Raw genomic sequence first — 14,079 nt, forward strand, 5'->3', positions numbered from 1 at the left:
TCAGTGCATTGCTACGTGATGCTCCGCAGAGCGTTCTCGAGGATCGCGGCGCCCTCCTCGGCCTCCGCGACGTTGAGGGACAGCGGTGGGGCGACGCGCAGCGCACTGGTGTTGTGCCCGCCGCCCTTGCCGATCAGCAGGCCGCCCTCGCGGGCGGCCTCCAGGACGGCCGCGGCGGTCTGCGGATCGGCCTCGTCGGTTTCCGGTTTCGTGATCTCGATGCCGATCATCAGGCCGCGACCGCGCACCTCCCGCACGGCCGGCACCTGCGCTGCGACGGCCCGCAGCCGCTCGATGAGCAGGCCGCCCACGCGTCGGGCGTTGCCCTGGAGGTCGTGTTCCAGGAGGTAGTTGAGGTTGGCGAGGCCCGCGGCCATGGTGATCTGGGTTCCGCCGAAGGTGGAGATGCTGTTGGAGTCCAGGCAGTTCATGATCTCGGAGCGGGCGACGACCCCGCCGATGGACATGCCGTTGCCGATGCCCTTGGCGAAGGTCATGATGTCGGGCGGTCCGTTGCGGCCGTGGGCCTGCCAGCCCCAGAAGTGCTCGCCGGTGCGGCCCCAGCCGGTCTGCACCTCGTCGGCGATCCACAGGATGCCGCGCTCGTGCAGCACCTCGCGGAAGGCGGCGTACAGCCCGTCCGGCGGGGCCGTGAAACCGCCGACGCCCTGCACGGGTTCGGCGATCAGCGCGGCCGGGGCGCGGGTGTGGCCGAGCAGGTCCTTCAGGTCCTCGACGCAGGCGGCGATGTAGGCCTCGTCGCTGAGGGAGGCGAACGGGCCGCGGGTGCGTACGCCGCCATGCACGTACAGCGTCTGGAGCGGGGAGAGCGACGTCGGGGACCAGCCGCTGTTGCCGGTGATGCCGACGGCGCTGAAGGAGCGGCCGTGGTAGCTGTTGCGCATGGCCAGGATGGTGTTGCTGCGCCGGTAGGCGGTCGCCAGCAGCAGGGCGGTGTCGTTGGCCTCGGTGCCGGACGTGGTGAAGAAGACGCGGGCGTCCGGGATGCCGCTCAGCTGGGCGATGCGCTCGGCGAGTTCGACCATCGGGCGGTTGAGATAGAGGGTCGAGGAGTGGATGATCCGCCCGGCCTGCTCGCTCACCGCCTTGGTGACCTCGGGCAGCGCGTGCGCCGTCATGGTGGTGAGGATGCCGCCGAAGAAGTCGAGGTACCGGTTGCCCCGGGCGTCCCAGACGTGGCGGCCCTCGCCGTGGGTGATCTCGAGGGGCTCCTCGTAGTAGAGGGCGAGCCAGTCGGGGAGCACGGCCCGGTGGCGGCCCAGGAGGTCGTTGGTCACGGCTGCACCAGCCCTTCGTAGGCGTCGGGGCGGCGGTCGCGGTAGAAGGCCCACGTCTGCCGCACCTCTTCGATGAGGTCGAGGTCGATGTCCCGGACCACGAGTTCCTCCTTGCTGTCGCTGGCGACGTCCCCGACGAACTGCCCGCGTGGGTCGACGAAGTAGCTCGTGCCGTAGAAGTCGTTGTCGCCGTACTCCTCCTGGCCGACGCGGTTGATCGCGGCGATGTAGTACCCGTTGGCGACGGCCGCCGCGGGCTGCTCCAGCCGCCACAGGTGGGAGGAGAGGCTGCGGTGGGTCGCGGAGGGGTTGTAGACCAGCTGGGCTCCGGCGAGGCCGAGCTGCCGCCAGCCCTCCGGGAAGTGGCGGTCGTAGCAGATGTACACGCCGACCCGGCCGGCCTCCGTGTCGAAGACGGGCCAGCCGAGGTTCCCGGGCTTGAAGTAGAACTTCTCACGGAAGCCCTTGAGCTGCGGGATGTGGTGCTTGCGGTACTTGCCGAGGTAGGTGCCGTCGGCATCGATGACGGCCGCGGTGTTGTAGTAGAAGCCGGGCTGCTCGGCCTCGAACACCGGCGCGACGATCACCATGCCGGTCTCGCGCGCGAGCGCCCGCATCCGCCGCACGGTCGGCCCGTCGGGGACGGGCTCCGCCCAGCGGTAGTGCTCCGGCTCCTCGACCTGACAGAAGTAGGGGCTGTTGAAGACTTCCTGGAAACCGATGATCTTCGCGCCCCGGCGGGCCGCCTCGCGGGCGTGCTCCTCGTGTTTCGCCACCATGGACTCGGTGTCGCCGGTCCAGGTGGCCTGGACCAGGGCGGCACGTACGACGTTGGCCATGAGCTGCTCCTTCGACGCGACGTCTGCGCCTCTACGCCCGTAGAAGCGGGCCGTAGAGCCACGAACGTAAGCCTCTGGCACGGGGTTGCCAAGACCATCGTCGCCAACCCGCGGGGCATTGCGCGATTCGCACTCCTGTGGGTGAGCCGCACGGGGCGCGACGTCACCGGTCAGGCGGCGAATCCGGCGACCCGCAGGGCGTGCACGAGGTCCCAGCGGCGCTCCTCCGAGACACCCCGGGCCGCCTCCAGCAGGAGCGGCACGAGGCGCCCGGGCTCGGGTTCGGCGCTGCGCGCGGCCTCCTCGGGGGTGCGGGCCCTGACGTACGCGTCGAGCAGCACGCGCACCTCGCGGTGACGTCCCTCGGCGACCAGGCCGAGGATCGCGCGGCCGATCTCGCCCGGCGGCCGTGCGATCCCCTGTCGCAGCATCTGCCGGCCGTCGCCCGGCCGCCCGGCCTCGACCAGTGCGTCGGCGGCGGCGACCAGCCGTCCGGCGGGCAGTGCGGCGGCCTCCCACAGCAGGGTCTGCCAGTCGGCGTCCAGCCCGGCCAGCTGCAGCCGTTCGGCGAGCAGCGGGAACCTGGCGGGTTCCCATGCGGCGACTTCGGCCAGCAGCGCGTGGGCCTCCCCGCTGCGCCCCTCGCTGCGCAACCGGGCCAGCACCTCCACGGTCCTGCCGACCTCGGCCCGGTCGTCGGCCCCGGCCGCGCCGGCCTCCCGCGCCGGGCGCTCCACCGCCTCCTCGGCGGCCCCGGCGAAGCGCGCGCCGCGCAGGGTGCGGCCGGTGGTCGTGGGGGCGGGCGCGGGCAGGGTGGGCACGACAGGGGGCGGCACGGCGACGGCGGCTTCCTCATCCGCCATCCCCGCGAAACGCGCACCGCCCCGGCGGCGATTGCGCTGCTTGGGGACCGTGGCGGGGTGAGGGGCCGGGGGCTCGGGAGCGGGCGGGCCGGAGGCCGGCGTGGAGGCGGGGGCGGGTGCCGAAGCCGGGGTGGTGAACGCGGCGGGCGTGCCGCTCGCGGCGGACTCCCGGGGATCGGCCGGCCACTGCGGGATGTGACGGCCGACTTCCGCGGCGGCCCCGCCGCCCCAGGGGTCGTGCCCACCGGCGGCACCGTGGACCACCGACGGCCCCCCGGGGCCGGGCGGATCACCGACCGACGATGCCGCCCCGCCGCCGAGCGCGCCCTCGGCAGCACTCCACGCTGCCGGCGGCACCTTCCGTTCACGCCGGTCCACGCGGGCCATCCGTGCCCGGAGTTCCGCGCACCGCGCGCCGGCCCGTTCGTGGTCGTCCCGGGCCCAGGCCAGGTCCAGACGCAGGCCGTCCGCCTGTTCGCGGGTCGTGGCCGTGGCCAGGCGGCGGGCGAGGGCGGCCTGGCGTTCGGCGGCGTACCTCTGTTCGCGGAGCATGACGTCGAGGCGGTCGCCGAGGGCGTCACGGCCGCCGGGCCGGGCGTCGTACGCGGCGAGCGCGGTGGTGTGCAGGGCGTGGGCGCGGTCCGTCTCCGGGCCGGCTCTCCCCGGCCCGTACTGGGCGGCGAGGTCCTGAAGCAATGCCTCGACCACGTCCCAGGGCGGCATCTCGCGCCCGTCGAGGCACGCCCGCATGCCGTCCGGGTCGCGCCGCCAGAACACGGCGCACCAGCCGCCGGACGGGTCGAGGCGTGCCAGCAGGCCGTTCAGGTAGGTCACGAACTCCCCGATGTCAGCCGGGAGTTGATCCGCCGCCATCGCTCAACTCCCGTGAGACCGGAGCACTCCGTCCCGTAGGGAACACGATGTGTGTTACGGGAGCGCTACGGGGAGTTTTCACGTGCGGCGCAAGAGCCTCAGAGGGGCACCGGCGTGCACTGCCCGGCCAGGTCGTCCATGGACAGCCCGAGGACCCCGGCCAGCGCGGCCACGGTGAAGAAGGCCGGGGTCGGGGCCCGCCCGGTCTCGATCTTCCGCAGGGTCTCAGCGGAGATGCCCGCGCCCGCCGCGATCTCCGTCATGCTCCGGCCGCCGCGCGCCTCACGCAGCAGCCGGCCGAGCCGCTCGCCGCGTTCGCGCTCTTCGGGGGTGAGAGGGGTGCGCACCATGGAACCCATTCTAATACCGGTATAGTAATTGGCATGGTGGAGCTGAAGACAGACCCTTCGATCGACGCGATGTACGAGGCGGGCCAGGTCGTCGCCCGTGCCCTGACGGCCGTGCGGAAGGCCGCCGGTGTGGGCGTCTCCCCGCTGGAGCTGGACGAGGTGGCGCATGACGTCCTGCGTGCGGCGGGCGCGACCTCGCCCTTCCTCGGATACCGCCCGCCCTTCGCACCGACCCCCTTCCCCGCGGTTCTCTGCGTCTCGGTCAACGACGCGATCGTGCACGGCGTCCCGGGCCGCTACCGCCTGCGCGACGGCGACCTCGTCTCCATCGACTTCGGCGCCGAACTGGGCGGCTGGGTGGGCGACTCGGCGCTCAGCTTCGTCGTCGGCACCCCGCGCGCGGCGGACCTCCGCCTGATCGAGACCGCCGAGCGGGCCCTCGCGGCCGGGATCGAGGCGGCCGTCGTGGGCAACCGCATCGGCGACATCGCCCATGCGATCGGGACCGTGTGCCGGAGCGCCGGCTACGGCATCCCCGACGGCTTCGGCGGCCACGGCATCGGCCGCCGGATGCACGAGGATCCCGGCGTGCCGAACGAGGGCCGCCCGGGGCGCGGCATGCGGCTGCGGCACGGCATGGTGCTGGCGATCGAGCCCATGGTGATCGCGGGCGGCACGGACGCCTTCCACGCGGCGCCCGACGGCTGGACCCTGCGGACGAACGACGGCTCCCGTGCGGCCCACGCGGAGCACACCGTGGCGATCAGGGAATCCGGGCCGCGGATCCTCACCGCCCGCTGAGCACCTCCCGTAGCCCGCTTCCTCCTGGTATGCCCCGAAGGTGCCTCTCGTCGGCGATCGTGCGAAGGTGTTCTACGAGCGCGCCCCAGGTGTAACCGGCTGCCACCCGGGTTACCCGACCGCGGCACGTCGACAAGCGAGGGCGTCCCCCGCCCGCGCGCCGGGGACGCCGGGAACGGAAGGCCCATGAGCAGCGGCTTCACCAGCCCGGAGGGCTACGGCTCGGATCCCTTCGGAGAATTCCTCGCACGCTTCTTCGGCGGACCCCGCCCCGGTCCCCGGCAGATCGATCTCGGGCGGCTGCTCAGCCAGCCGGCCCGGGAGCTCGTCCGCGGCGCCGCCCAGTACGCCGCCGAGCACGGCAGCCGGGACCTCGACACCCAGCATCTGCTGCGGGCGGCGCTCGCCACGGAGCCCACCCGCACCCTGCTCAGCAAGGCCGGTGCGAATCCCGACTCGCTGGCGTCGCAGATCGACGACCGGTCGGGACCGGTCCAGCACACCCCGGACGACGCCCCGCCCCCGACCGCGCTGTCCCTCACCCCCGCCGCCAAGCGGGCCCTGCTGGACGCGCACGACATGGCGCGGGCCCGCGGCTACGGCTACATCGGCCCGGAGCACGTGCTCAGCGCCCTGGCCTCCAACCCCGACTCGGCTGCCGGGCACATCCTGAACGCGGCCCGCTTCGCCCCCTCGGAGCCGCCCGAGGCGCCCGAGGCCCCGCAGGCCGAGCGCCCGCGCCCGACGAACACGCCGACCCTCGACAAGTACGGCCGCGACCTCACCGAACTGGCCCGCCAGGGCCGTATCGACCCGGTGATCGGCCGGGACCAGGAGATCGAGCAGACCGTCGAGGTCCTCTCGCGGCGCGGCAAGAACAACCCCGTGCTGATCGGTGACGCGGGAGTCGGCAAGACGGCCATCGTGGAAGGGCTGGCGCAGCGCATCTCCGAGGCGGACGTGCCCGATGTCCTCATCGGGCGCCGCGTGGTCGCCCTGGACCTCACGGGCGTGGTCGCGGGCACCCGCTACCGGGGCGACTTCGAGGAGCGGATGAACAACATCGTGGGCGAGATCCGCGCCCACTCCGACCAGCTGATCATCTTCATCGACGAGCTGCACACCGTCGTGGGCGCCGGTTCCGGTGGCGGCGACGGCAGCTCGATGGACGCCGGCAACATCCTCAAACCGGCCCTCGCCCGGGGCGAGCTGCACATCGTCGGAGCCACCACTCTGGAGGAGTACCGCCGCATCGAGAAGGACGCGGCGCTGGCCCGCCGCTTCCAGCCGATCATGGTGCCCGAGCCCACGGCAGCGGACGCGATCGAGATCCTGCGCGGTCTCCAGGACCGCTACGAGGCCCACCACCAGGTCCGTTACACCGACGAGGCCCTGGTCGCGGCCGTGGAGCTGTCCGACCGCTACCTCACCGACCGCCGCCTGCCCGACAAGGCGATCGACCTCATCGACCAGGCCGGCGCCCGGGTGCGGCTGCGGGCCCGGACCAAGGGCACGGACGTACGGTCCATGGAGCGGGAGCTCGAGCAGCTGACCCGGGACAAGGACCAGGCCGTCGCCGACGAACAGTACGAGCAGGCCACCCAGTTGCGCGACCGGATCGTGGAGCTGAAGCAGCGGATCACCGACGCCGGCGGGGACGGCGAGGTCGACGAGGGCCAGGACCTGGTGGTCGCGGCCGAGTCGATCGCCGAGGTGGTGTCCCGGCAGACCGGCATCCCGGTCAGCAGCCTCACGCAGGAGGAGAAGGACCGCCTGCTGGGCCTGGAGGAGCATCTGCACCAGCGGGTGGTCGGCCAGGACGAGGCCGTGCGGGTCGTCTCGGACGCCGTGCTGCGCTCCCGCGCCGGGCTCGCGGCCCCCGACCGCCCCATCGGCAGCTTCCTCTTCCTCGGCCCGACGGGTGTGGGCAAGACCGAACTGGCCCGGGCGCTCGCCGAGGCGCTGTTCGGCAGCGAGGACCGCATGGTCCGGCTCGACATGAGCGAGTACCAGGAGCGCCACACCGTCAGCCGGCTGGTCGGCGCCCCGCCCGGCTACGTCGGCCACGAGGAGGCGGGCCAGCTCACCGAGGTCGTGCGCCGCCACCCGTACTCGCTGCTCCTGCTGGACGAGGTGGAGAAGGCCCACCCGGACGTCTTCAACATCCTGCTCCAGGTCCTCGACGACGGACGGCTGACCGACTCCCAGGGCCGCACGGTGGACTTCAGCAACACCGTCATCGTGATGACGAGCAACCTCGGGTCCGAGGCGATCACCCGCCGCGGTGCCACGACGGGCTTCGCGGCGGGCGGCGCCGACGCGGACGAGGAGGCCCGCCGCGAGCAGATCCTGCGCCCGCTGCGCGAGCACTTCCGCCCCGAGTTCCTCAACCGCATCGACGAGATCGTCGTCTTCCGCCAGCTGACCACCGAGCAGCTGCGCCGGATCACCAACCTCCTGCTGGACCGCACCAGGTCCCTGGTCCAGGACAAGGGCATCACGGTGACCTTCACCGACCGGGCGGTGGAGTGGCTGGCCGAGCGCGGCTACCAGCCGGAGTACGGCGCCCGCCCGCTGCGCCGCACGATCCAGCGCGAGGTGGACAACGAACTGTCACGCCTGTTGCTGGACGGCAGGGTGGAGCAGGGCGGCGGGGTGACGGTGGATGTGCAGGACGGCCACTTGGCGTTCGAGACCGGAGAGGCAGCTGCACCCTCGCCCTAGGTCGTGTCCGCAAAGTCCCGCCTGCCCCACGACGCCTGGCACGCACTCTCGCCGCACCGGACGAAGACCCAAGTACATCCAGTACGAGGGACTCCGCCCGGCACGCCGAGAGCACGCACCAGACGCCGCGGGGCCCGCCCTCCGGGCGGACGACGGGACTTTGCGGACACGACCTAGGGGCGCGGGAACTGCGCGACAAGCCCCCACGCACCCGCACCCGGCAACTCACCGCACAGGCCGCACCACCATCGCCGACCCCCCACCCCGCCGCACGGTCTCGGCGGCTGCCAGCCATTTCCCACCCGGCAGCCGCTGCACACCGGTGGCCGCACCGATCTCCGGGTTCACCTTGAAGGAGTGCCCGATCGCCTCGAGCTGTTTCCTCAGCTCGGTGTCGTCGTACAGCCCCGGCTCCAGCTCGGTCTGCGCGGCGTTGCGCTGACTGGCCCGGGGCGCCGCGATCGCGTCGACCAGCGGCAGTCCCCGGTCGACGAACCCGGTGAGGGTCTGCAGAACGGTCGTGATGATCGTCGCGCCACCCGGCGACCCCAGCGCCACCACCGGCTTGTGGTGCCGGTCCAGCACGATCGTCGGCGAGATGGACGACCGCGGCCGCTTGCCGGGCCCCGGCAGGTTCGGGTCGTGCACGGCCGGGTTCGCCGGGGTGAACGAGAAGTCCGTCAGCTCGTTGTTGAGGATGAACCCCCGTCCGGGGACGGTGATCCCGCTGCCGCCGGTCTGCTCGATGGTGAGGGTGTAGGCGACGACGTTGCCCCACTTGTCGGCCACCGTCAGATGTGTGGTGCTGTCACCCTCGTACGTCGTGGGAGCCGCCTTGCCCCCCGAGCCGCAGCGCGCGGGGTTGCGCGGGTCCCCCGGCGGCACGGGACTCGTGAGCACCGCGTCGTCCTTGATGAGGCACTCGCGCGAGTCGGCGAACCGCTGCGACAGCAGTTCCTTCGTCGGCACGTCCTCGAAGGCGGGGTCGCCCACCCAGCGGCCCCGGTCGGCGAACGCGATCCGGCTGGCCTCGATGAAGCGGTGCAGGTAGCGGGCCCTGCTCGCCTTGGACAGGTCGGTCCGCTCCAGGATGTTGAGCGCCTCACCGACCGTCGTGCCTCCGGAGGAGGACGGCGCCATGGAGTAGACGCCGAGACCCCGGTAGGAGGTCCTGGTGGGTGCCTGGAGCTTGGCGCGGTAGGCGGCCAGGTCCTTCGCGGTCAGGTCGCCGGGCCGGGCGTTCCAGCCCGATCCGGGATCCACCGGCGGTTTGTTGACCGTGTCGACGATGTCCCGGCCGAGGCGGCCGCGGTAGATGGTGTCGACGCCCTTGCGCCCCAGCTCCGCGTAGGTGCGGGCGAGATCGGGGTTCTTGAAGGTGGATCCGACGACGGGGAGCTGCCCGCCCGGCAGGAACAGCTCGGCGGTGTCCGGGAAGTAGCGGAAGCGGGTCTCGTTGGACGCCGTCTGCGAGCGGAACGTCTCGTCGACGGTGAAGCCGTCGCGCGCCAGCCGCTCGGCCGGCTTGAGGACACTCGCCAGGCGCTCGCTGCCCCACTGGTCGAGTGCGGTCTGCCAGGTGGCGGGCGTTCCGGGGGTGCCGACGCTCAGGCCGCTGCTGACGGCCTCGGCGAAGGCGAGGGGCTTGCCGTTCTCGACGAACAGGTTCTTGCCGGCGCTCAGGGGCGCGGTCTCACGGCCGTCGATGGTGCGCACCGTGCGGGACTTGGCGTCGTAGTACACGAAGTAGCCGCCCCCGCCGATGCCGGCGGAGTAGGGCTCGGTGACGCCGAGCGCGGCGGCCGTTGCGACGGCGGCGTCGACGGCGTTGCCGCCCTTCCGCAGAACCTCGATCCCGGCTGCGGAGGCGTCCGGGTCGACACTCGAGACGGCACCGCCGTAGCCGACGGCCAGCGGGGATTTCCCACCGCCGGTGCCCGGCGCGGCGGATGGCGGCGCCGCCGCTCCCACCGACACCACCACGGCGGCCGAAACCGCCAGGACCGTCAGATTCCGTGCGACAGGGCGACGCATCCGCACCTCCAGTCAAAGGCCGTCCGCGCAGCTTAATTCATCACCATGGTCGCGTCAGGAAGGCGTCGAACACCGGTGCGTCGGGCCCGCTAGCATGCGCGCCCATGAATGACGACGTGCGCAACATCGTTCTGGGTGTGGTCGCGGCGGGCATCAGTGCGACGCTGGGCTGGCTCGCCCGTACGTTTCTGTGGAAGCGGAAACTCAGGCGCAAGCAGGCCTTCTTCGGCCTGCCCGACAACTCCGAGTCGCTGCTCGTCGTCAACCGCGACCCGGCCGCCTCCGAGCCGGCGGTCCACCGCTTCGACGTGTACGCGCTCCTGGAACTCTCCGCGCTGATCAAGGACTGTGGAGCGAATCTCCATGTGGTCACGCATGACGCCGCCCATCAGGGCTTCGGGGAGCGCACCGAGTTCTGCGTGGGCGGCCCGGGTTCGAACCGGCGCATGGTGGCGCACATGGCGGCCATGCTCCCCGGCGTGCGCGTCAACGTCGACCCCGAACCGGGGCCGGACCGAGGCGCCTTCCAGGTAGGAAGCGAGCGCTATCGCATGAACCCCGGCGTCACGGAGTACGTGATACTGGCCCGGCTCACCGTCGGTGACCGCCGCGAGACGCGTCCCGTGTTCCTGTTCTGCGGCCAGCGGGCCATCACCAATCAGGCAGCCACCCGCTACCTCGCCCGCAACCACGAGCGTCTGACCCGCAAGTACGGCACCGGCTCGTTCGTCCTGCTGCTCAAGGTGATCAACTCACAGGCGTACGGCCCGGACGTCGTCGAACTGGTGGGGGACGTGACCCGGGCGGCACAGGCACCCCTGCCAGAGGCCCCTGTTCCACGTAATACACACCGTGCCTCCTAGACTCCTCCACCGCTCAACAATCGTTACTGGCACGTAACTTACCGACGGGTTACCTCTGGTAAGAGGTCGCGGTTACCGTTCGGTCACTTTGCACTGACACGAGTGAGGAGTGACCCGTGGGACATCACCGCAAGGCCCTGCGCACCACCGCCGTAGGCGCCGTCTCGGCAACCCTGGTCGCCGGAACCGCCCTGGGTCTCGCCCCCACCGCCCAGGCGGCGCCGCACCCCGTCCGCTTCGTCGACATCGCCGGTGACGGCGGCACCGCCCTCAAGGCCAACGTCGTCACACCGGCCGGCGCCCGCGGCACCGACCGCTACCCGCTGCTCGTCATGCCCACGAGCTGGGGTCTGCCCCAGGTCGAGTACCTGGCCCAGGCGCAGAAACTGGCCGACTCCGGGTACGTCGTCGTCACCTACAACGTGCGCGGATTCTGGCAGTCCGGCGGCGAGATAGAAGTGGCGGGCCCACCCGATGTCGCCGACGCGTCGAAGGTCATCGACTGGGCGCTGGCCCACACTCCCGCGGACGCCGGGCACATCGGCATGGCGGGCGTCTCCTACGGCGCGGGCATCAGCCTGCTGACCGCCGCGCACGACAAGCGGGTCAGGGCGGTCGCCTCGCTCAGCGGCTGGGCCGACCTGATCGGTTCGATCTACGCCGGGCGCACCCAGCACCTCCAGGCCGCCGCCCTGCTGGACGGCGCGAGCGTGGTGACGGGCCGCCAGAGCGCGGAACTCCGGCAGACCTTCGACGACTTCTACGGCTCCAACCTGGCGAAGGAGCCGGAGCTCATCGCCTGGGGGAAGAAACGTTCCGCTGCGACGTACGTCGACCGGATCAACGACAACGGCGCGGCCGTCATGCTCGCCAACGCCTGGGGCGACACCGTCTTCCCGCCCAACCAGTACGCCGACTTCTACGAGAAGCTGACCGGCCCCAAACGGCTGGAGATGCGGCCCGGCGACCACGCCACCGCCGAGCTGACCGGCCTGTTCGGGCTGCCCAACGACGTGTGGAAGGACACCGGGCGCTGGTTCGACCACTACCTGAGGGGCGAGGACAACGGCATCGACCGTGAGCAGCCCGTCCAGCTCAAGTCCCGTTCCACCGGCGGCTACGAGGGCTACCCGGACTGGAAGTCGGCCGCCGCGACCGACCGGAAGATCGCGCTCGACGACTCGAAGACGATCCGCGCGAACGTGAACTCCGGGGCGGACGGCGGTGTCGTCTTCCTGTCCAGCATCCTCGACCAGGTGACCCAGCTGCCGCCGATGGCCTCGATCCCGCTGCTCCCCCGCCGCTGGGCCGCCGTCTGGCAGACGGAGAAGCCCGCCACAGCCCAACAGGTGCGCGGAACGCCGAAGTTGCACACGACACTCACCCCGACCAAGGAGAGCGGCACCCTCGTCGCCTACCTGTACGACGTGGGGCCGCTCGGCCTCGGCAAGCTGGTCACCCACGCGCCGTACACCTTCCACGGGCGCACCCCCGGAAAGCCGTTCGGCGTCGACCTGGAGCTGTACTCCACGGCCTACGACGTCCCGGCCGGGCATCGCCTCGCCCTGGTCGTCGACACGGTCGACCCGCTCTACATCGAGCACAACCCGTCCGGCGCGCAGCTGACCTTCTCCTCACCGGCGGACGACCCGTCGTACGTGTCGGTTCCGCTGCGCGAGCAGTGATCTCCGGCTGCCGCCGGACGGGCCTGGCCGATGTGAACCGCCTGCCCCCGTGGCCTTCGGGCCGTGGGGGCCGAACCCGGTGGGCATGCCCCGCGGACCGGGCGGGCGGTCTGCTCCCCCTGGCGGGATCGGCGGCCTTCGGCGAAGTCCCCCTCTTCGACAGGGATGAAGGGCACATCGTAGTCGAGGGCCGATCCGATGAGCCGTCCGGTGCCCGCCCGTTCAGTGCTTGAGGATCTTGGAGAGGAAGTCCTTGGCGCGGTCGCTGTTCGGGTTGGTGAAGAACTCGTCCGGGGTGCGGTCCTCGACGATCCTGCCGTCGGACATGAAGACCACGCGGTTGGCGGCCGAGCGGGCGAAGCCCATCTCGTGCGTGACGACGATCATGGTCATGCCTTCGCGGGCGAGCTGCTTCATGACCTCCAGCACCTCGTTGATCATCTCCGGGTCGAGGGCCGAGGTCGGCTCGTCGAAGAGCATCGCCTTGGGCTCCATGGCCAGGGCGCGGGCGATGGCCACGCGCTGCTGCTGACCGCCGGAGAGCTGCGCCGGGTACTTGTCCGCCTGGTTGGCGACGCCGACCCGGTCGAGCAGCTCCCGGGAGCGCTGGTCGGCGTCCTCCTTGCGGCGGCCGCGGACCTTGATCTGCCCCAGCGAGACGTTCTGCAGCACGGTCTTGTGGGCGAAGAGGTTGAACGACTGGAAGACCATCCCGACGTCGGCGCGCAGCCGGGCCAGGGGCTTGCCCTCCTCCGGCAGCGGCTGCCCGTCGAGGACGATCTGCCCCGACTCGATGGTCTCCAGCCGGTTGATCGCCCGGCAGAGGGTCGACTTCCCCGACCCCGACGGGCCGATGACCACGACCACCTCCCCCCGGCCGACCGTGAGGTTGATGTCCTGCAGGACATGCAGCTCCCCGAAGTGCTTGTTGACGTCACGCAGCTCGATCAGCGGCTCGGCGGACATACTCGGCCCTACTCACTCTCAGCTGTGTGGTGGTTGCCGCAACGTATCCAGGCAAGATCGAACGTGGCGGGCGACACGCACTTTTCGATCATTAGCCGTATTTACGCCGGACTTTGGGCCAAAGGTTCTGGCCAGGGGGGTCATGACTCGGCGACTTCCGCGTACAGCTGCGACAGCTCGGGCACCCCGTACGCGGCCCACTCGTGGCCCGAGTCCACGACGTCGAACTCGCGGCCGGAGTCCAGCCGGACGACGGGCTGACCGTCGGTACGGATCTCCCAGACGGCGCCCGGTACGGTGCGCACGATGACGCTGCCCAGGTAGAGACCGGCGTCGTTGCCGAGCCAGGTCAGCGTCTCCTCGTCGTCCCGCCAGCGCGGCAGGAGCTGGTCCAGCGCCTCCAGCGAGGCCACCGTGTCGTCCAGCCGGACACCCGCCCGGGACGCCTGGGAGCGCAGCAGCTCGCACTCGGCGAGGAGTTCCGCGATGCCCGCCGGATCGGGGAACCCGACCTTCTGGCGCCGGTGGCCCAGGAAAGGGATGTTCATACTCCCAGCCTGTCATTCGTACCGGCGTACGCACCACAGGCGCGCGGGCCCGCCGATCCGGTCGAGTTCAGGCCGAGTTCACGCGACGCGCGTTGACGGGTCACTCCTGTCTCCCTAATTTCACCGTGCGTCGTGTGTCTCGGCCGTCGTTGTCTCTTCGTCCCGGTCCCGGTCCCGGTCCCGGTGATGGTCCCGGTCCCGGTTTTTGTGTTCCGCGTTGTCGCGTCGTGTGTCG

The 14,079-nt window shown here is 71.4% G+C and carries 11 protein-coding genes; 4 read left to right on the forward strand and 7 right to left on the reverse strand.

Annotated features, from left to right (window positions below; translation table 11 throughout):
* Positions 1 to 11: 11 nt before the first annotated feature.
* The 4 genes from AB0F04_RS03430 to AB0F04_RS03445 form a co-directional block, all read right to left on the reverse strand.
* The gene (locus AB0F04_RS03430) at positions 12 to 1,298 is read right to left on the reverse strand and encodes an aspartate aminotransferase family protein (protein ID WP_362037224.1); all 1,287 of its coding nucleotides are present in this window, start codon (positions 1,296 to 1,298) and stop codon (positions 12 to 14) included.
* Complete coding sequence (locus tag AB0F04_RS03435; RefSeq protein WP_362037226.1) at positions 1,295 to 2,137, reverse strand: nitrilase-related carbon-nitrogen hydrolase; 843 nt, start codon at positions 2,135 to 2,137, stop codon at positions 1,295 to 1,297. The genes AB0F04_RS03430 and AB0F04_RS03435 overlap by 4 nt, the downstream gene beginning before the upstream one ends.
* Before the next feature lie 170 nt (positions 2,138 to 2,307).
* Positions 2,308 to 3,873, reverse strand: a complete 1,566-nt coding sequence (locus tag AB0F04_RS03440; protein ID WP_362037228.1) for a hypothetical protein — start codon at positions 3,871 to 3,873, stop codon at positions 2,308 to 2,310.
* Positions 3,874 to 3,971: 98 nt separating this feature from the next.
* Positions 3,972 to 4,223, reverse strand: coding sequence for a helix-turn-helix transcriptional regulator (locus AB0F04_RS03445; RefSeq protein WP_362037230.1), 252 nt, complete (start codon positions 4,221 to 4,223; stop codon positions 3,972 to 3,974).
* 33 nt (positions 4,224 to 4,256) lie between these two features.
* Here AB0F04_RS03445 and map point away from each other — a divergent pair, with 33 nt between their 5' ends.
* Both map and AB0F04_RS03455 read left to right on the forward strand, forming a co-directional pair.
* Positions 4,257 to 5,024: a type I methionyl aminopeptidase gene (gene map, locus AB0F04_RS03450; RefSeq protein WP_362037233.1), complete on the forward strand. Its 768-nt coding sequence runs from the start codon at positions 4,257 to 4,259 to the stop codon at positions 5,022 to 5,024.
* A gap of 186 nt (positions 5,025 to 5,210) precedes the next feature.
* Positions 5,211 to 7,748, forward strand: coding sequence for an ATP-dependent Clp protease ATP-binding subunit (locus AB0F04_RS03455; RefSeq protein ID WP_362037236.1), 2,538 nt, complete (start codon positions 5,211 to 5,213; stop codon positions 7,746 to 7,748).
* 225 nt (positions 7,749 to 7,973) lie between these two features.
* Here the strand turns inward: AB0F04_RS03455 and ggt are convergent, their stop codons facing one another.
* On the reverse strand, positions 7,974 to 9,782 hold the full coding sequence (ggt, locus tag AB0F04_RS03460; RefSeq protein ID WP_362037239.1) for a gamma-glutamyltransferase: 1,809 nt from the start codon (positions 9,780 to 9,782) through the stop codon (positions 7,974 to 7,976).
* 104 nt (positions 9,783 to 9,886) lie between these two features.
* Here ggt and AB0F04_RS03465 point away from each other — a divergent pair, with 104 nt between their 5' ends.
* Positions 9,887 to 10,645, forward strand: coding sequence for a hypothetical protein (locus AB0F04_RS03465; protein ID WP_362037241.1), 759 nt, complete (start codon positions 9,887 to 9,889; stop codon positions 10,643 to 10,645).
* Positions 10,646 to 10,761: 116 nt separating this feature from the next.
* Positions 10,762 to 12,330: a CocE/NonD family hydrolase gene (locus tag AB0F04_RS03470; RefSeq protein ID WP_362037243.1), complete on the forward strand. Its 1,569-nt coding sequence runs from the start codon at positions 10,762 to 10,764 to the stop codon at positions 12,328 to 12,330.
* A 222-nt stretch (positions 12,331 to 12,552) separates the two neighbouring features.
* Here the strand turns inward: AB0F04_RS03470 and AB0F04_RS03475 are convergent, their stop codons facing one another.
* The gene (locus tag AB0F04_RS03475; RefSeq protein WP_362037245.1) at positions 12,553 to 13,296 is read right to left on the reverse strand and encodes an amino acid ABC transporter ATP-binding protein; all 744 of its coding nucleotides are present in this window, start codon (positions 13,294 to 13,296) and stop codon (positions 12,553 to 12,555) included.
* A gap of 140 nt (positions 13,297 to 13,436) precedes the next feature.
* A complete protein-coding gene (locus AB0F04_RS03480) occupies positions 13,437 to 13,844 on the reverse strand; it encodes a DUF6278 family protein (RefSeq protein ID WP_362037247.1) in 408 nt (135 codons plus the stop codon).
* Between the last annotated feature and the right edge of the window lie 235 nt (positions 13,845 to 14,079).

It is taken from the genome of Streptomyces sp. NPDC029041 (assembly GCF_040637515.1).
Classification (GTDB): domain Bacteria; phylum Actinomycetota; class Actinomycetes; order Streptomycetales; family Streptomycetaceae; genus Streptomyces.